Annotated in this window: 17 protein-coding genes; 5 read left to right on the plus strand and 12 right to left on the minus strand. The window is 75.3% G+C overall.

What is annotated here, in order from left to right; translation table 11 throughout:
* Window positions 1–50 precede the first annotated feature (50 nt).
* The 3 genes from ACIQI7_RS22715 to ACIQI7_RS22725 all read right to left on the minus strand — a co-directional run bounded on the left by ACIQI7_RS22715 (window position 51) and on the right by ACIQI7_RS22725 (window position 3,315).
* Window positions 51–665 (minus strand): SUKH-4 family immunity protein, encoded by a 615-nt coding sequence (locus ACIQI7_RS22715; RefSeq protein WP_401112815.1) that lies wholly within the window; start codon window positions 663–665, stop codon window positions 51–53.
* Between the two features lie 127 nt (window positions 666–792).
* Window positions 793–1,881 (minus strand): TerD family protein, encoded by a 1,089-nt coding sequence (locus ACIQI7_RS22720; RefSeq protein WP_401112817.1) that lies wholly within the window; start codon window positions 1,879–1,881, stop codon window positions 793–795.
* A gap of 240 nt (window positions 1,882–2,121) precedes the next feature.
* The gene (locus ACIQI7_RS22725) at window positions 2,122–3,315 is read right to left on the minus strand and encodes a cytochrome P450 (RefSeq protein ID WP_401112819.1); all 1,194 of its coding nucleotides are present in this window, start codon (window positions 3,313–3,315) and stop codon (window positions 2,122–2,124) included.
* 69 nt (window positions 3,316–3,384) lie between these two features.
* On the opposite strand from ACIQI7_RS22725, the gene ACIQI7_RS22730 reads away from it, so the two are divergent.
* Window positions 3,385–4,644, plus strand: a complete 1,260-nt coding sequence (locus ACIQI7_RS22730; protein WP_401112821.1) for a pyroglutamyl peptidase — start codon at window positions 3,385–3,387, stop codon at window positions 4,642–4,644.
* Between the two features lie 104 nt (window positions 4,645–4,748).
* Here the strand turns inward: ACIQI7_RS22730 and ACIQI7_RS22735 are convergent, their stop codons facing one another.
* A complete protein-coding gene (locus ACIQI7_RS22735; RefSeq protein WP_387753933.1) occupies window positions 4,749–5,249 on the minus strand; it encodes an inorganic diphosphatase in 501 nt (166 codons plus the stop codon).
* Between the two features lie 109 nt (window positions 5,250–5,358).
* Between ACIQI7_RS22735 and ACIQI7_RS22740 the strand changes: the two genes are divergently transcribed.
* Together ACIQI7_RS22740 and ACIQI7_RS22745 are read left to right on the plus strand one after the other, a co-directional pair.
* Window positions 5,359–6,174, plus strand: a complete 816-nt coding sequence (locus ACIQI7_RS22740) for a hypothetical protein (RefSeq protein ID WP_401112823.1) — start codon at window positions 5,359–5,361, stop codon at window positions 6,172–6,174.
* A gap of 120 nt (window positions 6,175–6,294) precedes the next feature.
* Window positions 6,295–7,371 carry a restriction endonuclease gene (locus ACIQI7_RS22745; protein ID WP_401112825.1) on the plus strand — a complete coding sequence of 359 codons (1,077 nt, stop codon included), beginning with the start codon at window positions 6,295–6,297 and terminating at the stop codon, window positions 7,369–7,371.
* Window positions 7,372–7,426: 55 nt separating this feature from the next.
* On the opposite strand, the gene ACIQI7_RS22750 is transcribed toward ACIQI7_RS22745, so the two are convergent.
* Window positions 7,427–8,284, minus strand: coding sequence for a Mut7-C RNAse domain-containing protein (locus ACIQI7_RS22750; protein WP_401112826.1), 858 nt, complete (start codon window positions 8,282–8,284; stop codon window positions 7,427–7,429).
* A 110-nt stretch (window positions 8,285–8,394) separates the two neighbouring features.
* On the minus strand, window positions 8,395–9,657 hold the full coding sequence (locus ACIQI7_RS22755; RefSeq protein WP_401112827.1) for an MFS transporter: 1,263 nt from the start codon (window positions 9,655–9,657) through the stop codon (window positions 8,395–8,397).
* A gap of 477 nt (window positions 9,658–10,134) precedes the next feature.
* On the opposite strand from ACIQI7_RS22755, the gene ACIQI7_RS22760 reads away from it, so the two are divergent.
* A complete protein-coding gene (locus ACIQI7_RS22760) occupies window positions 10,135–12,609 on the plus strand; it encodes a molybdopterin cofactor-binding domain-containing protein (RefSeq protein WP_401112829.1) in 2,475 nt (824 codons plus the stop codon).
* Between the two features lie 63 nt (window positions 12,610–12,672).
* A complete protein-coding gene (locus tag ACIQI7_RS22765; protein ID WP_401112831.1) occupies window positions 12,673–13,140 on the plus strand; it encodes a (2Fe-2S)-binding protein in 468 nt (155 codons plus the stop codon).
* 135 nt (window positions 13,141–13,275) lie between these two features.
* On the opposite strand, the gene ACIQI7_RS22770 is transcribed toward ACIQI7_RS22765, so the two are convergent.
* From ACIQI7_RS22770 to ACIQI7_RS22795, 6 genes are all read right to left on the minus strand, one after another.
* Window positions 13,276–13,875 carry a TIGR03086 family metal-binding protein gene (locus ACIQI7_RS22770; RefSeq protein ID WP_401112832.1) on the minus strand — a complete coding sequence of 200 codons (600 nt, stop codon included), beginning with the start codon at window positions 13,873–13,875 and terminating at the stop codon, window positions 13,276–13,278.
* A 110-nt stretch (window positions 13,876–13,985) separates the two neighbouring features.
* Window positions 13,986–14,753 carry an SDR family NAD(P)-dependent oxidoreductase gene (locus ACIQI7_RS22775; RefSeq protein WP_401112913.1) on the minus strand — a complete coding sequence of 256 codons (768 nt, stop codon included), beginning with the start codon at window positions 14,751–14,753 and terminating at the stop codon, window positions 13,986–13,988.
* 532 nt (window positions 14,754–15,285) lie between these two features.
* Complete coding sequence (locus ACIQI7_RS22780; protein WP_401112834.1) at window positions 15,286–16,053, minus strand: transglycosylase family protein; 768 nt, start codon at window positions 16,051–16,053, stop codon at window positions 15,286–15,288.
* A 550-nt stretch (window positions 16,054–16,603) separates the two neighbouring features.
* Complete coding sequence (locus ACIQI7_RS22785) at window positions 16,604–17,278, minus strand: response regulator (protein WP_387754081.1); 675 nt, start codon at window positions 17,276–17,278, stop codon at window positions 16,604–16,606.
* A gap of 149 nt (window positions 17,279–17,427) precedes the next feature.
* Window positions 17,428–19,092 (minus strand): sensor histidine kinase, encoded by a 1,665-nt coding sequence (locus ACIQI7_RS22790; RefSeq protein WP_401112835.1) that lies wholly within the window; start codon window positions 19,090–19,092, stop codon window positions 17,428–17,430.
* Window positions 19,093–19,201: 109 nt separating this feature from the next.
* Window positions 19,202–21,730, minus strand: a complete 2,529-nt coding sequence (locus ACIQI7_RS22795; RefSeq protein WP_401112838.1) for a SpoIIE family protein phosphatase — start codon at window positions 21,728–21,730, stop codon at window positions 19,202–19,204.
* Between the last annotated feature and the right edge of the window lie 54 nt (window positions 21,731–21,784).

The following is a 21,784-nucleotide window of genomic DNA, read 5'->3' on the forward strand; positions in this document are numbered from 1 at the left end:
CGACGGCCGCACAGCGCAGAAGCGTTGTGCGGCCGCCTGGTACGGGACGGTCAGTCCTCGTCCAGCTCCTCGTACTCCTCGCGCAGGTCCTCCAGCAGCCGCACCCAGAGGTCCGAGTCGTCCGGCCCCTGCCCCAGCTCGGCCACCAGCGCGGCGAACCCGTCCAGCGCGGCCTTGGCGTCGCCCTCGCGGATCCGCTCCTCCAGGCGGGCCAGCACCGCCAGCGCGCCGATCAGCGCGGGCAGCGAGTCGGCCGCCCAACCGCCGTAGCCGCGCCCGTGGTCCCAGCCGTCCGCGTTGTAGATCCGTACGGCGCCGGTGTCGCCGGCCACCATCAGGTGCCACGCGTCGAAGGTGCCGACGCAGTAACCCCAGTTGCTCGGCGGAGTGTCGTCGTCCGGCGTGCGCTCGCCGAACAGGTCGTCCAGATCGGCCTCCCACATCCCGCGCTCGGGCAGGTCGGTGGCGTCGAAGCCGAGGAAGCCGAGCTCGACGGCCGGCAGGCCGACCTCGGTCAGGAACGCCCGGGCGCCCTGCGACGTCAGCCGCTCGGGCAGTTCCCCCGGCTCGGGCCGCCACAGCGTGCCCGGCCCGAAGCAGGACTCCAGCCAGGCCGCGGTGGGGTCCGCGGCAGCGGCGGCCAGTTCGGCGTCGGACGTGGTCATCGGTACATCTCCCCCGGTCGGAACGGTGCTCCCGGGCATTCAAGCGCACCGCACCGACGGCTCGGGCCGTCGGGGGCGCCCCGACGGCCCCTCCGGGGCCACGGCCTGACGGCCTGGAGGAAGCCTCCTAGAAGAAGCCGTCGTCCTCGTAGTAGTTGTTGACGACCACCTGCGGGTCGTCGTCGAAGGCCTCGTTCAGCAGCGCGCCACCGACCAGGCCGGCCGCGCCCGCCCCGATCAGCGCGCCGGCCCCGAAGCGCCGCCCGCCCTGGGCCTGCTGGCCGGGGGCCTGCGGCTGGCTCTGCGGGACCGGCTGCGGGTAGCCGGCCTGCGCCGGGGTGTAGAACGGCGGGGCGGTGGTCTGCACCCGCTGGGCGCAGGCCGCGCAGGCCTCGATCTGGCGCGGCGCGCCCCACTGCGGGGACCAGAGCACCGCCGTGGTGCCGGCGCCGTGCGAGGGGTCGAAGAAACACGTCACGGGGGAACTCCCTGGTCCGGGCCAGGCCGTCGGAACGGCGGGTGCGGCGGCGGCCGCCACGGCGGGCACCGGCGCCGCCACCGGCGCGACCGGGACGACGGGCGGCGCGACCGGCGGCTTCGCCGGAGCGAGCGGTGCGGGCGGGGCGGGCGGCACCGCCGGGGCGGCGGCGGGCGCCGGCTGCAGGACGTCCACCCCGAAGTCGGCGGCGATGCCCGCGAGCCCCGCGGCGTACCCCTGCCCGACCGCCCGGAACTTCCAGTCCGCGCCGTGCCGGTACAGCTCGCCGAACACCATCGCCGTCTCGCTGCCGGCCTCCGGCGCCACGTCGTACCGGGCCACCTCGGCGCCGCCGTCCGGGTCGACGACCCGGATGTGGGCGCCGCGGACCTGCCCGAAGGACTGCCGCCGCTGCGCCGCGTCGTAGATCGCCACCGCGAAGACGATCCTCTCCACCCCGGCGGAGACCTCCGCGAGCCGGACCTCGATCTGCTCCCGGTCCGCGCCGCCGCCGGTCGCGCCCTGGTGGCGGACCGAGCCGTCCGGGCTCCGCAGGTTGTTGAAGAAGACGAAGTGCTGGTCCGAGGCGACCTTCCCGTCCGCCCCGCAGAGCAGCGCGCTGGCGTCCAGGTCGTACCCGGCCCCGGCCGTCCAGCCGAGGCCCACCCGCACCACCTGCAGCCCGGGGGCCTGCCTGCCCAGGGAGACGTTGCCGCCCTTCGTCAGGGCCACGCTCATGGAAACTTCCTCCACCACCGTACGAGTACCGCTGTTTCAACCTCGACAACGCTGTAGAACTCGCATCGGTTCCCGGGCGAACCGTCGGTTTTCCGTCAAGGCCGGAACACCGCCCCACCAGCGGCGGAACCCCGCCCGACCGGCGCCGGAAGACCCTGCGGGGCGCCCCCGGGCGACGCCCCGGGCGCCCCGCGGCGGCCCCTCCCGGCACCGGTCTCGGCACCGGCTTCCGTACCGGTCTCAGTACCGGACGGGCAGCTCCAGCAGCCCCCGGGCGCGCAGCGTGGGCCGGTGGCGCAGCCGCTCGACCGGCACGTCCAGGGCGAGGCCGGGGAAGCGGCGCAGCAGCGCGGTGAGCGCGAGGGCGGTCTCCATCCGGGCGAGCGGCGCGCCCAGGCAGTAGTGGATGCCGTGCCCGAGGGCGAGGTGGCCGGTCTCCCGGCGGTGCAGGTCGAGCCGGTCGGGCTCGGTGAACTGCTCCGGGTCGCGGTTGGCGGAGCCGAGCGCGAGCAGCACGGTCTCCCCCGCCGGGACTGTGACGCCGCCGATGGCGAGGTCCTCGCGCGGGAAGCGCCGGATGGCCAGCGGGGCGGGGCCGTCGAAGCGGGCGAACTCCTCGACCGCTCCGCCGATCAGCTCCGGTTCGGCGCGCAGGGCGGCCAGCTGCCCGGGGTGGGTGAGCAGGGCCAGGACGGCGTTGGCGATCAGGTGGACGGTGTTCTCGTAGCCGGCGAAGAGGATCAGGAAGGCGAGCGAGGTCAGCTCGTCCTCGCTGAGTCGTCCGCCGCCCTCCTGGTCGTCCCGGGCGGCGATCAGGTCGGAGAGCAGGTCGTCGCCGGGCTCGGTGCGCTTGCGCTCGACCAGGCCGGTGAAGAAGCCGAGCATCGCCTTGACGGCGGCCCTGGCCGCCTCGGGGCGGTCGGGGTCGGGGGTGATCAGGGAGTCGGTCCACGCGCGGAAGTCGTGCCGGTCGTCCTCGGGGACGCCGAGCAGGTCGCAGATGACGGTGATCGGCAGCGGCGCGGCGTAGGTCGCGAGCAGGTCGGCGCGGCCGAGCGGCTCGATGGCGTCGAGCAGTTGCTCGGCGATCTTCTCGATCGGCGCGCGCAGGGCGGCGACCCGGCGCGGGGTGAAGGCCTGGGAGACCAGCCGCCGGATCCGGGTGTGGTCCGGCGGGTCCATGTTGAGCAGGTTGGCGTCCAGCGCGGGCGGCAGCGCGAAGCCCCGGTAGTTGCCGGGCGCGGCGTGCGCCTTGTCGAGGGCGAGCCGGGGGTCTGCGAGCGCCTGGCGGACGTCGGCGTAGCGGGTCACCAGCCAGAACGGCAGGCCGTCCGGGCCGACGACCCGGTGGACCGGGGCGTCGGCGCGCAGCCGGGTGTAGCCGCCGTACGGGTCGGCGATCAGGGTCTTCAGGGAGAGGTCGGGCGAGGTCACCGGCCCAGCCTACGGGCAGCGCGGCGGCACCCTGGCGGACCGTCAGGCCCCGACCTATTGTCAGCGGACATGACATGTCTACGCCGCGCCGCCGGACTGGCCGCCGCTCTCACCGGAACGCTCGCCGCCCTGCTGGCCCCGGCCGCCGCCCAGGCCGCCCCGGCCGACTGCCGCACCTCCGCCACCGTGCCGCTGGACGCCGAGCAGACCCGCCTCCAGGACGCCCGTACCGCCGGCTTCACCGAGCGCTCCGGCCTGGGCGAGCTGCCCGGGGCCTTCCCCTCCGCCCTGTGCGCCGCCCGAAACGCCCGGCAGGCCGAGCGGGTGGTGGCCGCCTGGGGCCGGACGCTCTGGCAGGCCGGCCTGGACCGCGCCCAGGGCCGCCGCCCGAGCGGCGACCTGCCCGCCCGGGACGACCGCCCGCTGTACTGGACCAGGCTCGCCATGACCGTCCTACTGGCGCGCTGGCAGCCCGGGTTCGACGTCGACCACGCCGCGCTGCGGGCCCGCTTCGAGGACGCCTCGCGCGGCCTGGACGACGGCTTCAGCGCCGCCCCCGACGTCCGGAGGATCTTCGTCAGCGGCTTCGACCCGTTCGGTCTGGACGCCGAGCCGCGCCGCGCCAACCCCTCCGGCTCGGCCGTCCTGCAGCTGCACGGGCAGCGGATCACGCTCGCCGACGGCAGCACCGCGGAGGTCCGGGCGGTCGTGCTGCCGGTGCGCTACGGGGACTTCGACGACGGCATCGTGGAACGCGCCTTCACCCCGCACCTGCGGCCGGGCCGGCAGTCCGCCGACCTGATCACCAGCATCAGCCAGGGCTACCCGGGCAAGTTCACCCTTGAGCGGTGGGCCGGGCGCGCCCGCTCCGCCGACCCGGCGACCGACAACGTGGCCGCGCTGTCCGGCGGCACGTCCCTGCACCCGGTGGACGCCCCCGGGCTGGGCCCCGGGCCGCAGTTCGTCCGCACCACGCTGCCGACCGACGCCATGACGGCCGTCCAGCAGCCCTTCCCGGTGCTGCTCAACACCTTCGTCACCGAGATCCCGGCGGGCGCCACCGCCCCGGTCTTCCGGCCGGACGGCCCCACCCCCGGCTCCCGCGCGGTCGCCGGGGGCGGCGGCGGGTACCTCTCCAACGAGGTCGCCTACCGCTCCAACCGGCTGCGCGCGTTCCTCGCCCCGGACCTCCCCGGCGGTCATCTGCACACCCCGGTGCTGACCGGGCTGCCGTCCGACCCGGACCTGCTCACCGCACCGGAGTTCGAGCGGAACGAGGCATCGATCGGCGACGAGGTGCGGGCGATCCTGAGCACCGCCCGGCTCTGACGGGCCGTCCTTCCCGGTCGGCCCCACCCGAGTCCTGGCCGCCGGTCCGGGACCGGACGCTCGGCCGGATCGGGACCGGACCCTCGGCCGGACCGGGGCACCCGCTACGCCGGGTCGGCGTAGCGGGTGCCCGCCGCGCGGGCGCGCGACTCGGCGATCTCGGCGTAGGCGGCGTCGCGGCCCGCCCAGTGCGAGCCCTCGACGGACTTGCCGCGCTCCAGGTCCTTGTACACCTGGAAGAAGTGGGTGATCTCCAGCAGGTCGAACTCGCGCAGGTCGCCGATGTCCCGCAGGTCCGCGTAGCGCGGGTCGCGGGCCGGGACGCAGAGCACCTTCTGGTCCGGGCCGCGCTCGTCGCGCATCACCCACAGGCCCACCGCCCGGCAGGTCAGCACGCAGCCGGGGACGGCCGGCTCGCCGCCGAGCACCAGGGCGTCCAGCGGCTCGCCGTCGCCGCCGAGGGTGCCCTCGACGTAGCCGTAGTCGGTGGGGTAGGCGGTGGCCGTGAAGAGGGTGCGGTCCAGCCGGATCCGGCCCGCGACGAAGTCCATCACGTACTTGTTCCGCGACCCCTGCGGGATCTCGATCATGACCTCGAACTCCACCGCGGCCTCCTCCTTCGGCTCCTCCTCGGCTTCTGCGGGGATTGTCCGCCGTCCGGACGGCCACCGAAAGCACCCCCGCCGTTCAGCCGGCTCCACTACCATCCGGCACATGGGGAGCTGGCGGGTCACTGTCCTGGACCACCGTCGCCGCGGGGGCGGTCGGCCGCAGGGGCTCCCGGAGGGGCCGCTGGCCCGCCGGGACGGGCTGGAACTGCACGCCCGGGACGGCGGACTCGTCTGCGCCGACGCCACCGGCGGCGTCCGCTGGCGGCGGTCCTGCCCGGGCCGTCCGAACGCGGCGCACCTGTCCTCCGGACGGGCGCTGGTCACCACCGACTCCTTCGAGTACACCGCCTGGGGCCACCTCGGCCCGGCCCTGCTGCTGGACCTCGCCGACGGCCGCACCGTCGCCGAACTGCGCGGCGAGCGCGGCGCGGCGCTCGGCGGCGGCCGCTTCGTGCTCGGCCTGGAGGGCTACGACACCTTCGACACCTGGGCGTACGACCGGGACGGCGCCCTGGTCGACTCGTGGCGCAGCTACGGCCACTACGTGGTCGGCAGCGGCCTGCGGGTGGTCGAGACGGACCGCCGCCACCCCACCGGGAGCCGGGTGGTCCGCCTGCTGCCCGGCGGCCGGATCGAGCCCGGCCCCCGGCTCACCGACCCGCAGGCCCCGGCGCCGCTGGTGCTGTCGGACGGCACCCTGCTGGTGCTGGACGCGGGGGTGCTGCGCGCGGTCGGCCGGGACCTGGACCACGCCGTGCTGGCCGAACTGCTCCCCCTGCCCTCGCAGGACCAGCCGCGCTTCAGCGGCTCGCTTCACCGCACCGCCGACCGCCTCACCGTCAACCTGGTGGAACGCCACCCCACCCGCATGGGGGCCTACACCACCCACACCTGGACCCTGGACCTGCGGGCGCCGTAGCGCCGTGCATCACCCCAGGTCTCGATTGTGCGGCGAACTGACGGCCCGGCAGTTCTTCGTCCACGATTCCCCTACGGTGACGCCTGCAACAACCGTCACCATGCAAGAGGGGGCACGCCCATGTCCCGGAGCCGGAAGCTCCACCGCCTCAGCAACCCCGACACCGACGAACGCCGTGCGCAGCGAGCGCTGTTCCGACACCTCCGCGACGACACCAACGCCAACCGAGGCCGGATGGCCAGGCGTGTCCGCGAGCTCCAGCTGCTGCTGGCGATGGACCCGGTCGAGTTCGAGGGACTGATCGCCCGGCTGATGGAGGCGATGGGCATGAAGGTCGAACTGACCGCCCGGTCGCGGGACGGCGGGGTGGACGTCCGCGGCATCGACCCGGACCCGTTCCGCGGCGGCAACGTCATCGTGCAGGTGAAGCGGTACCGGGACACGGTGGCGCCCTCCGCGGTGCGGGACCTGTACGGGACGCTGCGGCACGACCAGGCCGCGACCAAGGCCGTCCTGGTCACCACCAGCAGGTTCGGCCCCAGCTCGCACCAGTTCGTCGCGGGCAAGCCGATCACCCTGCTCAACGGCGCCGAGCTGGTCGGGCTGCTCAAGCACCACGGTTTCCACGAGGTCTTCGCGGACGCCCAGGACGAGGCCGCCGCGGAGGCCGGCGCCCTGGACGGGCTGCCCGCGATCGAGGTGGCCACCGAGCCGTCCCGGCTGCTGCTGCACTGGACCGGGGAGGAGGAGTACGACATCGCCGCCCTGGTCTGCACCGGGAACGTGGCGCTCTCCGACGACCACCTGGTGTTCTACAACAACGGTTCGACGCCCGACGGTTCGGTGCGGCTGGTGACCGGCTACGACGACGCGAACGCCTGCCTGATGGTCGACTTCGACGCGCTGCCCGCCGAGGTCGACCGGCTCGTCGTCATCGCCGCCGCCGACACCGAGAACCATCCGGAGGCCACCATGGGCGGGTTCGCCGGGCCGGCGCTGATCCTGGAGGCCGGCTCCGGGCAGGACGCGGCCGTGGTGCACCTGGCGGACGGCGCGGAGACCAACACCGCGATGCGGCTCGGCCGCTTCGACCGCGAGCCGTCCGGGGACTGGGAGTTCACCCCGGCGCTCGCCGGGTACCCGGGCGGGCTGCGGCAGGCCGTGATCGCGTACGGGCTGGAGGTCGTGGACGCCTGACGGGGGGCGGGGCGCCCGGCCCGGGCCGGGCGCCCCGTACGGCGGCCGTGGTGTTCTACGGCAACGGGCCGTCCGCCGGAGCGCTCCGCCCCGGGACGACCACGACCCGGCCCTGGCCGTCCCCGGACTCCTGGCCGGTCGCACCGGTCGCACCGGTCGCACCGGTCGCGCCCGTCCCGCCCGCCCCGCCGTCGCCGCCGAAGTCGCGGACCGCCTCGGTGACGATCGCCTCCAGCCGGGCGTGGTGGGCACCTCGCCAGTAGGCCTGGCCGCAGTCGGTGCACCGGGCGAAGGCGTCGTAGGAGCGCTCGGTGCCGTCCCGCAACTGCTCGCGCACCGAGGTCTTGGTGGCAGGGAGCAGGGTGCCGTTGCAGGTGGTGCAGCGGCTCCAGGGCGCGAGCGGCGGCGCGAAACGGGAGAGCACGTCGCGCAGTTGCTCGGCGGGGCGGTGACTGTAGACGTACGCGCCGGCCCACAGTTCGCGGCGGCGCAGCAGGCCGCGGTCGCGGGAGAGCATGATCCGCTGTTCGGCGGCCGAGCGGGCGGCCAGGGCGGCGTCGCCGATGTCGGGGTTCTCGTACGCGGCGTCCACGCCGAGCAGGCGCAGTCGGCGGGCGAGGGTGCCGAGGTGGACGTCGAGCAGGAAGCGCGCCGGGACGGGCGAGGGCTGCGGCCTGGCCACGGCGCGGACGGCGATCTCCTCGCCGTCGGCCGGGACGTGGGTGTCGGGCACGGCCCGGCCGTCCACCAGCAGTGCGCCGACCTCGGTGAGCGGGACACCCAGGGACTCGACGACGTGGCCGAGGGTGGAGGTGCCGTCGGTGCGCAGCGCGGTGCGGCCGGCCCGCCGGGGCGCGGAGACGAAGAGGTGCAGCTCGGGGGCGAAGTCGAGCGAGATCTGGGGTCGGTCCACGCGGTCAGCATGCCAGCGGGCGGCGGGCCGGGGCCACCGGTTTCCGGCCCGCCGCCGTGAGTCCCCGCCGCCCCACCGCTGCGACATCCCCGCCGTCGCGAGGTCCGGGGTCAGGCGCCCGCGGCCACCGGTGCCGGCGATGTCACCGCGTGACCGCGGTCCCGCGCCGCCCAGCGGGCGACCGGGCCCATCGCGTACCCCGCCGCGAGGAACACCCCGCCCAGGACCAGCCAGCCGGCCAGGCCGCCTTCCAGCAGCAGCGCGGTGAGCAGCAACGGCCCGACGGTGCGGGCGACGGCGACGCCGGTGCCGAAGAAGCCCTGGTACTGGCCGATCCGCCCGGGCGGGGCGAGGTCGAAGGCGATCTGCCAGCTGCCGGCGGACTGCCGCATCTCCCCGGCCACCTGCAGGACGGAGGCCGCGACCAGCAGCGCGCCGACCGCCCACACCGGCACGTCCAGCGCGGACAGTCCGAAGACGGCGCAGGAGGCGAGCAGCAGCAGCCCGGCGGAACGCACCGCCCGGGCGGCCGGGTCCAGCCCGGTGATGCCGCGCGCCGCCCGGACCTGGAAGGCCAGCACCGCAAGGGTGTTGAGCACGAAGAGCGCCGAGCCGAGCCAGCCGATCCCGGGGGCGCGGGCGGCGATCCAGAGCGGGATGATCAGGCTGAGCAGCGGCATCCGCAGCAGCAGGACGGCGTTGACGGCGGTGACGGCGGCGTACCGGCGGTCGCGCAGCACGGCGAGGCGCGGCCCGGCGTCCGACGGCCCTGCCGCGGGCGGGGCTTCGGGCAGCCGCCGCAGGACCAGCGCGCCGAGCAGGAAGCCGAGCGCGGTGACGGCGAAGGCGGCCTGGTAGGCGGTACGGGTGCCGACGCTGAGCGCGATGCCGCCGATCGCCGCGCCGACGGCCAGTCCGCCGTTGAGGGTCGACTGGATGTGGGCGAGCAGCGCGGTCCGCTGCGCGGGCGGCACCAGCGCGGCGACCAGCGCCTGCCGGGCGGCGGTGAGGCCGGACTGCGCGGTGGCGTAGAGGCAGACCGCGAGCAGGAACAGCGGGTAGGAGCGGATCACCAGCAGGGCGGCGACCACGGCCGCCGTGCCGAGCGCGAGCGCCACCGAGGTGCGGCGCGGGCCGCGCCGGTCGGCGAGCGAGCCGAGCGGGACGCCGGCGAGGGAGCCGAGCGCCCAGGCGAGGGTGAGGCCGAGCCCGAGGGCGGTCGGCGACATCCCGACCACCCGGGTGAAGTAGAGCGCGGAGCAGGTGTAGTAGGCGCCGTCGCCGACGGCGGCGGCCAACTGGGCGGCCGCGAGGGTCCGCTGGGGCCCGGCGGGCGGCAGGGCGCCCCGACGGGCGGCTCGGTCGGTCGGCACTGCTTCTCCTTCACTCGTTCGCGGGGATCACCCGCCGGTCCCGGACACCCGGCCGCCGTGGTGGTCTCACGGTCCGTCACCCGCAGGCGCCCACGGCCGTAAACGTCATCACGGTCCGTCACCCTTGCTCGCTGCGCCCGGACGGGCGGCGCGCGGAGTCGGTCTCCACGACCGCCGGCTCCGGCGCGCCCCCTAGCCTACGGAGGAACCGGCCCAATGGACCGGTCCAGTGATCAAGGAATTCCCTGGGCCAATCCACGGCGCCGCCGTACCGCCGACCGACCGCTGAACCCTCGTGCGAGGGGCGCCAGTTGGCGTCTAGGAGCCCTTCGGAGCGGCCCCGAACCGGCCTCGCCCGCGCCTGCGAAGCGCCGTCCGTACCCGCTCCGAATCCGCCTCCGCCGACCGGCGCGAAACCGTGATCGGGCCGACCAGGGGCCCGCTTTGACCGTGTTGACCCCTCAGTAGCGCGCTCCTATGCTCAACGGCATTCGCGACCAGGCACCGGGCCGGGGCCGCCCCGGCCGCCCGTTCCGTCGCCGCCTCCGGCTCGAAGGGTGTCCTCCCATCAGCACCTCCATCGCCCCCTCGGACTCCACCGGCCAGCCGGGCGACGCCGGACACCCGCTCGCCCACGCCCTTCCGGACGCCGCAGACACTCCGGCCGCTCCGACCAGCCCAGCCGGCGCGGCCGCTCCGACCGGCCCGGCCTCCCGGGCGACGGCAGGCGGCCCCCGCCGCCGGCGCTTCCTCACCTACCTGCTGGCCGCACCCACCCTCACCGTCGCCGCCGGCCTCGGCGTCGACACCGCCGCGCCCGCCACGGCCCGGGCCGCCGCCCCCGCTCCCCCCGCGGGCTCCGTGCCGGTCCACGAGACCGCCCTCCCGAAGCAGTTGATCGGCCTGCCGGGCATCCCGGACATCGTCGACCTCGGCGACGCGATGATCATCGCCGGGCTGCCGACCGCGCACCTGCTGGTCCTCGAAGTCACCCCCGCCGGCCGCGCCGTCCTCCACCTGCCCCGGCTGGAGGTCGGCCAGGGCCTCACCACCGCGATCGCCATGATCGTCGCCGAGGAGCTCGACGCCCGGCTCTCCGACGTCGACGTCCCGCTCTCCGACGCCCGCCCCGAACTCGTCTTCAACCAGCTGACCGGCGGCTCCAACTCGATCCGCTCGCTGTACGACCCGGTGCGCGCCGCGGCCGCCGCCGCCCGGGCCCGGCTGGTGACCGCCGCCGCCAAGCGCTGGAACGTTCCCGCGACCACCCTGCGCACCGCCGACTCCGCCGTCCTCGCCCCCGACGGCCGCCGCCTCCGCTACGGCGACCTCGCCGCCGAGGCCGCCGACGTCACCGCCCCCGCCGTCCCGGCCGTCCCCAAGGACCCCGACCAGCTGCGCCTGGTGGGCCGGCCGACCGGCCGGATCGACGCCCGCGACATCGTCACCGGCCGCGCCCAGTACGCCGGGGACCTCAGGATCCCGGGCGCCGTGCCCACCGTGGTCGCCCGCCCGACCACCGTCAACGGCACGCTCAGGTCCCTGGACGCCTCCGCCGCCCGCGCGATGCCCGGAGTCCTCGGCGTGGTGCGGATCCCGAGCGGCGTCGCCGTCCTGGCCGAGACCTTCGACCAGGCGCTCAAGGCCCGCGACGCGCTGCGCACCACCTGGAACCCGGGCCCGGTCGCCGGCCTGTCCGACGCCGACGTACGGTCCCGACTGCGCGCCGCCCAGCTGCCGTCCCTCCCGCCGCCGCTGTTCGCCCACCGCGTGGAAGGGGAGTTCGACTTCGCCTTCGTCAACCACGCCCCGATGGAGGTGCTCACCGCCGTCGCGGACGTCCGGCCGAACCGGGCCGAGGTGTGGTTCGCCGCGCAGAGCCCGATCCTCGCCCAGGGCACCATCGCCGCCGAACTCGGCCTGCCGGAGAAGGCCGTCACCGTCCACGTGGTGCGCGGCGGCGGCTCGTTCGGCCGTCGGCTGTTCTTCGACGCCGCCCTGGAGGCCGCCCAGGTCTCCAAGGCCGCCGGCCGCCCGGTCAAGCTGATGTGGACCCGCAACGACGACATGCGCCACGGCCGGGTCCGCCCGGCGAGCCACCACCTCGTCCGGGCCACCTACGGCCTCGGCCAGGTGTTCAGCTGGGAGCACCACGTGGCCGGCGTCCGGACCGACCTCGGCCACGGCCTCGGCGACATGCTCACCGCCGCCGGCTACGACCTCCCGCTGGCCGGGCTCACCGCCTCCGAACTGTTCTTCCTGCTCACCGAGAAGATCCCGTACGACGTCGGGGTGCCCACCCAGCTGCTCGCCGAACTGCCGCTGGAGCTGAACACCGGCAGCTGGCGCTCGGTCTACTCCGGCACCGTCCGGGTCTCCGACGAGATCATGATGGACGAACTCGCCCGCCGGATGGGCGAGGACGAACTGGCCTTCCGCCGAACCCGGATGCGCGGCGCCGCCGGGCGGGCGGTGCTGGACGAGCTCGCCGCGCGGGGCGGCTGGGGCCGCCCGATGCCTCCCGGCCACGCCCAGGGGATCGGCTACCACGACGAGCACAGCGCCTGCGTCGGCTACCTGGTCGAGCTGGACGCCACCGACCGGACCGACCCCCGGGTGACCAGGGCCGTCATCGTCGCCGACGTCGGCCGGGTGATCAACCCCAGCGGCCTGGAGGCCCAGCTGACCGGCGCGCTGGTCGACGGCATCTCGGTGATCCTCCGGGCCGGCAACCACCTCGACAACGGCGCCTTCCGGGAGGGCAGTTACGGCGACTTCCACTACGCCCGGCAGCGGCACACCCCGCCGGTGGTCGAGATCCACCTGATGCCGCCGAGCGGACCGCCCGGCGGCGCGGGCGAGGTGGGCGTCCCGGCCGCCTCCGCCGCCGTCGCCAACGCCTACGCCCGGGCGACCGGCACCAGCCCGCGCTCCTTCCCGATCGACTTCTGACGCACCGCCGCCCCATGGCCCGCTCAAGACTCCTGACCACCAGCTGAGGAATCCCGACTCCCCATGCCCACCCACACCTTCGTCCTCAACGGGCGGCCCGTCACCGTCGAGGCCCCGGACGACACGCCGCTGCTCTGGGTCCTGCGCGACAAGCTCGGCGTTACCGGCCCCAAGTACGGCTGCGGTGTGGGCGTCTGCCGCGCCTGCACCAGCCACCTGGACGGCCGGGAGTTCCAGCCCTGCACCCGGCCCGTCAAGGACTGCGCGGGCCACACCGTCACCACCATCGAGGGCCTGGCCGACGGCGAGGTCCTGCACCCGGTCCAGGAGGCCTGGCTCGCCTGCGACGTCGCCCAGTGCGGCTTCTGCCAGCCGGGCCAGATCATGACCGCCGTCGCCCTGCTGCGCCGCACCCCGAACCCGACGGACGCGGACATCGACCAGATCCAGAACATCTGCCGCTGCGGCACCTACCCGCGCATCCGCGAGGCGATCAAGCAGGCCGCCGCCCGGCGGGCCGCCGAGCACTGACCCGGACCGGCGCCGCCGGTCGGCCCAGCGCGGTCCCGCCACCCGTCACGAGAAGGCCGCCACCGTCCGCCGGGCCGGGAGACTCCGCGTCGCCGGGCTCTTCGTCCGGTCCGCCCGCTGATCCGCGGACAGGGCCTACGGCGCGTCCCGGGGGTCGCGGCCGAAGAAGGCGGCGAGCCGGTCGTACGCCGGGGCGTCCTCGGGCACGGCGACGGCGGGGCCGAAGGCGTGGTGGTCCTCCTCGGCGCCGCGGTACTCGGGCTTGAGCGCGCCCTCGGCCCAGGCCAGCGCGACGAGTGCGACCTCGTGGTCCAGGCCCTCGGTGGACTGGCCGGTGGCGCGGGCCAGGTCCCAGCCGTGGACGGCGAATTCGGCGATCTGCTGGTCCACCGGGAAGCGGGCCGGCAGGGTGCCGAATCCGGGGAGCTCCAGGGTGCCGCCGAGGTCGCCGGCCGCGCGCCAGGCGCCGACCAGCTCCTCCGCCCCGGCCTCGAAGGCGTGCAGCCAGTTTTCCTCGACCCGCTCGAACGGCTGCGACCAGTCCGGCTGCCCGCCCTTCGCCCGTACGGTGAACTGCCGCAGGTCGTACAGGAGATGGCTGACCAGGTCGCCGACGTCCCAGGAGCGGCAGGGCGTCGGGTGGCCGGCCAGCTCGACGCCGGTGCCGTCGATCAGCCCGGCGGTCTGCGCGAGGGCCCGGGCGAGCAGCCCGATCGGGTCTTCCGCTGCGGTCATGGCACACCTCTCGGTACGGGGTCCCGGTGCGGGAGCGCGGTGTCGTGCCGGGTGATCGTAAGCGCGGGCGCCGACCACCGCCCGGCACGACACCGTGCGGCCCCCGCGCGTCAGGCGGCGAATCCGCCGTCCACCGCCAGCTCGGCGCCGCTGACGTACCGGCCGTCCCCGCCCACCAGGTAGGCGACCGCGGCGGCGACCTCCGCGCCGGTGCCGTAGCGGCCGAGCGCGGTGAGCCCGCTCTGGAACTCCGCCGAGGGGCCGTCGGCCGGGTTCATGTCGGTGTCGATCGGCCCGGGGTGGACCAGGTTCGCGGTGATCCCGCGCGGCCCGAGCTCCCGGGCCAGCGCCTTGGTCAGACCGATCAGCGCCGCCTTGCTGGTCGCGTACAGCGTGGCGCCGGGAAAGGCGACGCGCTGGGCGATGCAACTGCCGACGGTGACGATCCGCCCGCCGTCGGCCAGGTGCGCACAGGCCGCCCGGGCGTAGAGGAAGGGGGCGCGGACGTTCACCTCCAGCGTCCGGTCGACGTCCTCCAGCGTGAGCTCGCCGATCGGGCCGAGGACGCCGACGCCCGCGTTGTTCACCAGGACGTCCAGCCTCCCGAACCGCTCGACGACGGCCTCGACCACGCCCTGCACCGCCTGCGGGTCGGCGCTGTCCGCCCGTACGGCCCAGCCGGTCCGCCCCATCGCGGTGATCTTCGCGACGACCTCCTCGGCCCGCTCCGCGCCGCCCTGGTAGGTCAGCACCACGTCGGCGCCGTCCTCCGCCAGCCGCAGGGCGACCGCCGCCCCGATCCCCCGGCTGCCGCCGGTCACCAGGACCACCTTGCCGTCGAGGCCGTCGCCACCGTTGCGCACTGCCGCACCGTTCATGGTCATCTCTCCAGAACTCCTCGTTCCGATCTCGGACATGACTCGATCCTGGTCCGACGCGCTTCAAACCTCCGGCGGTATTCGGACGTTGCGTTCAAACTTCAACAACGCTTCCCGGCACCCCGCGCCCCGGCGTGCGCACCGGCCACCGGTCGTACCACCCGGCCACCGGCCGCCGGGTCGGCTCCGGCGCATGCGAAGGGCGGCGCGACCTTCCGTCCGCCGTCCCGCACCCGCCCGACCGGATCCCGCCGGGTGCCCGCCGACTCCCGCCGGGCCCCGTCGACACGGGGAACACCGCGCCCCCGCGCGGCCGGCCACCCCGGGGCAGCCCGGGAACAGCCCCCGAACGGCCCGTGAACGGCCCGCCAACGCGACGGAACCGGCCGAGCGGCCACCCCCGTCCAGGGTGGCCGCTCGGCCGGTTCGAAGGCTCCGTCAGGCGTCCGCCGTCAGACCGGACCCCGGGAGGCCGGGGAACCCGTCAGGCGGAAGGCACGTCAGGCCGAGCTCCTGTCAGGCGCAGATCCCGTCAGACGGCCAGCGTCTGGCCCGGGAAGATCAGGTCCGGGTCGCCGCCGATGACGCGGACGTTGTTCCGGTAGAGGCTGTCCGTGTCGGTGCCGAACTTGGCCGCGATGCCGCTCAGGGTGTCACCGCTCCTGACGGTGTAGCCACCCGCCGCGGTGTTCTTCGGCGCGACCGGCGCGGACTGCGCGGGCTTGGCCGCGGGCTGCCCCTTGGGCGCCTGCGACTTGGCCGCCGGCTTGGCCGCGGGCTTCGCCGCCGGCTTGGCCGCGGGCTTGGCCGCCGGCTTGGCCGCGGGCTTGGCCGCCTTCGTGCTCGGCTTGGCCGGCTTGGCCGCCGCGCCGTCGGAGGTGTCGACGGCGGCCGGGGCGCCGCCCCTGCCCAGGCCCGCCTTCTGCGAGCAGACGGGCCAGGCGCCCGGGCCCTGCGAGGCGAGGACCTTCTCCGCGACGGCGATCTGCTGCGCCCTGGTGGCCTTGCCGGCCTGGGCGGCGTAGGCGGTCCCGCCGTACGCGGCCCAGGTGGACGGGGTGAACTGCAGTCCGCCGTGGAAGCCGTTGCCGGTGCTGATGCTCCAGTTCCCGCCGCTCTCGCACTGGGCGACGGCGTCCCAGGTCGAGGCGGTGGCGGCGGAGGCCGAGGTGGCCGTGACGAGGCCGGCCACCGGCAGGGCCGCGACGGCGGCGCCCGCGACGACCGCCATCCGAACGCGGTGGCGCTTGGCGGTGGCGGTGGTGTCGGTGGCCGCGGCGGTCTCGTGACGGGGATTCATACAAGTCCTCTCGACAAGTCCCGGGTGGGCATGCGGAACCAGGCCCGGGACAGGGGCCGGCAGTTTTTCGCTCACCTCACTCGACGGGCGGCCGGACACGTGTCGGACGTGCCGTGCCGCCCCGGTCACCTCCGCGCGCCGACGGCCTGTTCGAGCCGGCCTGGTCGGCGGGCACCGCCCTCGCGCCGCTGGTCAGTCGGCGGGCAGTGCGTCGGGGTGAACCCGGGTGGCGCTCGTTGCGCCGCCAACGAAGCTAGGGGGCATCACCCGGACGCAGCAAGCAATTCTTGGACGCCGCAGGTCAGTTGACTGTTACCGGCGGTACAGATCAAGAAAAGGTGCCCGATTTGACCATTTTTGACAGTATTTTCAAGATCAAATGGTCGAATTCCGTGCCCTCGCTCACATCTATCCCTCCGAGAAAGCTCACACGCCATCCACGCCGAGGAATCGTCAGGTGACGTACCGTCACCACCGCGCCCGGAGTTCCCGGTTCCGCACCGCCGTCGAGTGGGATCCGTCACGGCCGCTACTCACCGAGACCACGAAATCACTGGACGTGACGGCCGTCGAGCTCCGCGTCCCGGGCCAACAGCGCCGCCTGGACCCGGTTCTCGCAGCCCAGCTTGGCCAGGATCCGGCTGACGTAGGTCTTCACCGTCGCCTCGCTCATGTGGATCCGCGCTCCCGCGTCGGCGTTGGACAGACCCTCTCCGAGCAGCGCCAACACCTCCAGCTCGCGCGGGGTGAGCACCTCCAGCCGGCGCCGCGCCGCCACCGCGCGGGCGGCCAGCGAGGCGCTGCGCCCGGACGCCAGCGAGTCGACGATGTGCCGGGTGGCGGCCGGGGAGAGGAACGCGTTGCCGCCCGCGGCCGCCCGGACGGCCTGGATCAGCTCGTTCGGCGCGGTGTCCTTGAGCAGGAAGCCGGCCCCGCCCTCGGTCACGGCGCGCAGGACGTTCTCGCGCTCCCCGAAGGTGGTGAGGATCAACGCCCGCGCGCCGGGAGCGACCTTCGCCAGCTCCGCGAGCGCCGTCAGCCCGTCCATCACCGGCATCTGAATGTCCAGCAGCACGACGTCCACCCGGTGCGCCCGCGCGAGCTCCAGCGCCTCCCGCCCGTCGGCGGCCTCCGCGACCACCTCGATGTCGTCGGCGGAGCCGAGGATCATCCTGATCCCGGCCCGGATCAGCGGCTCGTCGTCGGCGACGAGGACTCGGATCACGCTGGTCATTCCCCCTCGAACGGTGCTTCGGCTGCGGCACCATCCTCACATCCCGGCGGGCCGCTCCGAACCACCCCGGTCCCGACCACCGCGCTCCGAAACCGGCCCGGACCGGACCGGTCGGAGCACCCGCCCGCGCACGGGGGCACTCAGACCCGGGCGACGTACTCCTGTTTCTCCACCAACGCCCCGTCCCGGAAGCAGAATCGCGCCACGTGCTCCTCGTTCCAGCCGGCACCGGGCGCACCGCTCAGGACGAACCAGCGGCAGTGCGCGCCCACCGGCGCCTCCGGCCCCGTCCCCTTGTACGTGTCCGTGAAGAAGTCGTTGCCGCGCGGCAGCGTCTGCAGCACCTCCGTCTCCGCGGTGCCGACCCTGATCTGGTCGTACATCGGCTTCTGCACGGTCGCGTCGTTGGTGCCCTTGACGAAGGCGACCACGCCCCAGACCAGCAGGCCGAGCACGACCAGCGCGACCACCACCACCCCGAGCGCGCAGCCCATCGCCGGGCTGCGCCGCCGGCTCTCCGCCTCCTCGACCGGCGGCAGGCCGTCCACCGTCCAGTCCTCGGCTCCGCCCGTCGCCGCCGCGTCCTGCTCCGCCCCCTCGTACGGGAGGACGCCCGCCAGCCGGAAGCCGTGCTCCGGCGTGGGACCGGCGTGCACCATGCCGCCGACCAACCGGGCGCGCTCCCGCAGGCCGGCCAGCCCCTGGCCGCCGCTGACCGCGGCGCCCGCGCCGACCCGTGCCCCCACGAGCTCCGGCGCGCGGGAGTTGGTCACCTCCACGACCAGCGCGTCCGGCTCGTACCGCAGCGCGACGCCGATCGGCGCGCCGGGGGCGTGCTTGTGCGCGTTGGTGAGCGCCTCCTGCACGATCCGGTACGCCGCGTGGTCGACGGAGGCCGACAGCGGACGCCGCTCGCCCTCCACGGTGAGCTCGATCTCCGTCCCGGCCGCCCGGGAGGACTCCACCAGTTCCCCGACCCCGTCCACCCCGCCCCGGGCCGGCGGCCCGGCGGCGGCCGGCCCGGAGGTGGGCGGCAGCGCCGTCGACTCGTCGTGCAGCACCCCGACCACCTCGCGCAGCTCGCGCATCGCCGCGACCGCCGCCTGCCGCAGCACCCCGACCGCCTCGCGCTGCCGGTCGGTGAGCGTCCGGTCCACCTCCAGGGCGCCCGAGTGCACCGAGATCAGCGCCAGTTGGTGGCCCAGGCTGTCGTGCATGTCCTGGGCGATCCGGTGCCGCTCGCGCAGCCGCGCCTGGTGCACCACCATGACCCGCTCGCGCAGCAGCTGCTCGTTGCGCTCGCGCAGCGCGTCCAGCAGGGCGCGGCGCTGCGCCCGGTAGCGGCCGTAGAGCGCGGGCAGCACGGCGAACACCAGGAAGAAGCCGAGCGACAGCGGCAGGACGAGCTTCGGCGAGAGCGAGGTGGAGTCCTTCAGCACGCCCGTGGCGGTGAACAGCAGCCAGCCCACGACGAAGGCTCCGACCAGCGACCACACCCGGCGGATCCGCGCCCCGGCCGTCCAGCCCGCGCAGACCAGCAGCGGCACCGGCCCGACCGCCCAGCCGGCGAGGGCCGCGGCGGCGAGCAGTACGGTGGCCGGCAGCCCCCTGCGCAGCACCCACAGCACCGCGACGGCGAGGCCGAAGGGCACCGCCAGACCGCTGTTGGAGAGCAGTTCCAGCAGCGCGGCGAACCCGCCCATCACCAGGGCGAGCACCGCCTCGCCGACCACCCGCCGGGGCCGCCAGGGCCCCGGCAGTGCCGTCCGTACCACCGTCTTCCAGGCCCGCGCGATCGCTTCCACGCGTCGAGGCTATCGGTCCGGCCGGGGCGCCCGCCGTCCTCCTTCGTCGCCGCCCGGTGCCGACGAAAGTCGCCTGGACGGGGCCTACCAGGAACTGGCCGAGCGTCGGTCAGCCGAAGGCCGTGAGCAGCAGCGCCACGTCGTCCACCCGGCGGGTCGAGCCGACCTCGCGCAGCAGCCGCTCGGCCGCCTGCTCCAGTCCCTCCCCCGCCGGGGCCCGGGCCAGCGCGGCCCGCAGCCGGTCCACACCCTGGTCGATCGCCACCGCCGGGTCCTCCACCAGCCCGTCGGTGTAGAGGGCGAGCAGCGCTCCGCGGCCCAGCCGCAGCTCGCTGACCGGGTAGTCGGCCCGTTCGTCGACCCCGAGCAGCGGCCCACCAGCGACGTACAGCGCCTCGGTCCGGCCGCCGGGGTGGCGCAGCACCGGCGGGAGGTGCCCGGCCCGGGCGATCCGGGCGAGGCCGACGGCCGGCGTCAGCCGGACCAGGCAGCAGCTGGCGAGCAGTCCGGGGTCGAGGTCGAGCAGCAGCCGGTTGGTGCGGGCGAGCACCTCGTCGGGCGGGTCGCCGCCGGTGGCGAAGGCGCGCACGGCGCTGCGCAGCTGCCCCATCGTGGCGGCCGCGCCGACGCTGTGGCCCTCGACGTCGCCGATCACCAGGGTGACATCGCCGCCGGTGACGATCGCGTCGTACCAGTCGCCGCCGATCTCCATGCCCTGGGTGCCGGGCAGGTAGCGGGCGGTGATCCGGATGCCGGGCACCTCGGGCAGCCGGTGCGGCAGCAACGCCTGCTGCAGGCCGCGGGCGAGCGTGAACTCGGCGTCGTACAGCCGGGCGCGCTCCAGGGCCTGGGCGATGAAGCCGCCGAGCGCGGTGAGCAGCCCGCGCTCCTCCACGGTGAAGGAGCGCGGCAGGTCGAAGCCGAGGATACAGCTGCCGACCGGCCGGCCGGAGGCGATCAGCGGCAGGAAGGCCCAGGCGCCCATCTCGTCCAGGGCCAGGTCGGGGTAGGTGGCGGCGAGTTCGCGCACCGACTCGAAGAAGATCGGGGTGCCGGTGCTGAGCGTCTCCGAGCCGGGCACCCGGGCGTCGGTCGGCAGGCCCTCGAAGGCGTCCAGGAAGCCGTCCGGGTAGCCGGTCTGCAGGAGCAGGTGCAGGCGCTGCTCGCGCACCGCGTAGATCGCGAGCTCCTGGCCGCCGAAGGCCGGCAGGATCTCCTCGGCCACCGCCCGGCAGACGTCCCGCACGGTGACGGCCTCGGTGAGCGCGCTGGCCAGCTGGAGCAGGTGGTGGGTGTCGCCCACCCCGGTGCGGGCGGCGGGCGGCGGGGTGACGGGCGGTTCGGCCGCGCCCGGCGGTGCCTCGGCCGCGAACACCCGGCCGGTGACGCCGTGCGCGTCCGGGTAGAGGGAGAAGGCGAGCCAGCCGGCGGGCGGGCGGGCGGCCAGGAAGGCGGTCGGCTGCTGGGAGAGCAGGGTGGCGCGGTACCGGTTCTCGTAGAAGGGGTCGGCGAGCCAGGGCAGCACCTCCCAGGGCTGGTGGCCGATCAGCTCCTCGCGGCGGGCCCCGAGCAGCGGTTCGACGGCGCGGTTTGCGTAGCTGATCCGGCCGTCCGGGTCGAGCGAGAACACGCCCTCGTGCAGCCGCTCCACGGCGGCCGCGGCGGCGGTGAGGGCCCGCGCGTCCAGCACCGCGCCGACCAGGTGGGTCCGGCCGTCGGAGATCGCCACGGGCACCCGGGCCCACAGTTCGACCGGGTACGGCCGGCCGTCCGGTCCGAGCACCCGGACCCGGGCGGCCAGCACCTCGCCGCGCTCCAGCGCGATCCGGGCGGCGGCCCGGAACTCGGGCAGGTCGCCGGGGGCGACCCGGCGGTTCAGCGCGGCCACCGTGCCGTCGAACTCGCCCGGCCCGAAGCCGAAGATCTCCTGGAACCGCTCGTCGGCGGCGAGCGCCCCGGTGGCCACGTCCCAGTCGAACAGCCCGACCCGGGTGGCCGGCACCGCCGGCGGCGGCAGCTCCACCACGGCCACCTCTCCGCCCGGCTCCACCGACTGCGCGGGCTCCGCCAACCCCGCCAGTTCGGCGCCCAGTCGGTCGGCCGCCTCGGTCAGCCGCCGGACGGCCGAATCCGGCACCCCGTCGTCCGAGGCGGGCCACAGTCCGCTCAGCACCCCGAACCGCTCCCCGCCGTGCGCCACCGGCACGCAGGCGGAGGCGAAGTCGTACGGCATGCCCACCGCGAGCTGGGGGAAGCGCCGCATGGTGTCCTCGGTGTCGGTCAGGGTGATCACGTGCCCGGTCCGGAAGCAGGCCGCGACCGGCATCGGCCCGGCGGCGGGCACCCGCCGGAACGGGCTGATCACCGCCAGCGGCACGCCCGCGACCGTGCGCAGCACCAGCGACCGGCGGTCCCGCGAGCGCAGGTACACCAGCGCGCCGTACGCCCCGGTGGTCCCGAGCACCCGGCGCACCGCCTCGGCGAACAGCTCGTCCCGCCGGTGGTCCGCCTGCCCGACGGTGTCCTGGACGGACCTCGGGGCCGACCGGTCCGCCTCCGCGCCGGACCCGGGCTCCCGCGGCCGGTCCGGACCGGGCCGCGCACCAGGGGCCCCACCGGTCGCGTGCGGATGGCGCATGCTCTTTTGCTACGCCCGGCCCGCAACCGTGTCAAGGCGAGTCCGCGCCCGCAC

Source organism: Kitasatospora sp. NPDC092039, assembly GCF_044756065.1.
In the GTDB taxonomy this organism is placed as follows: domain Bacteria; phylum Actinomycetota; class Actinomycetes; order Streptomycetales; family Streptomycetaceae; genus Kitasatospora.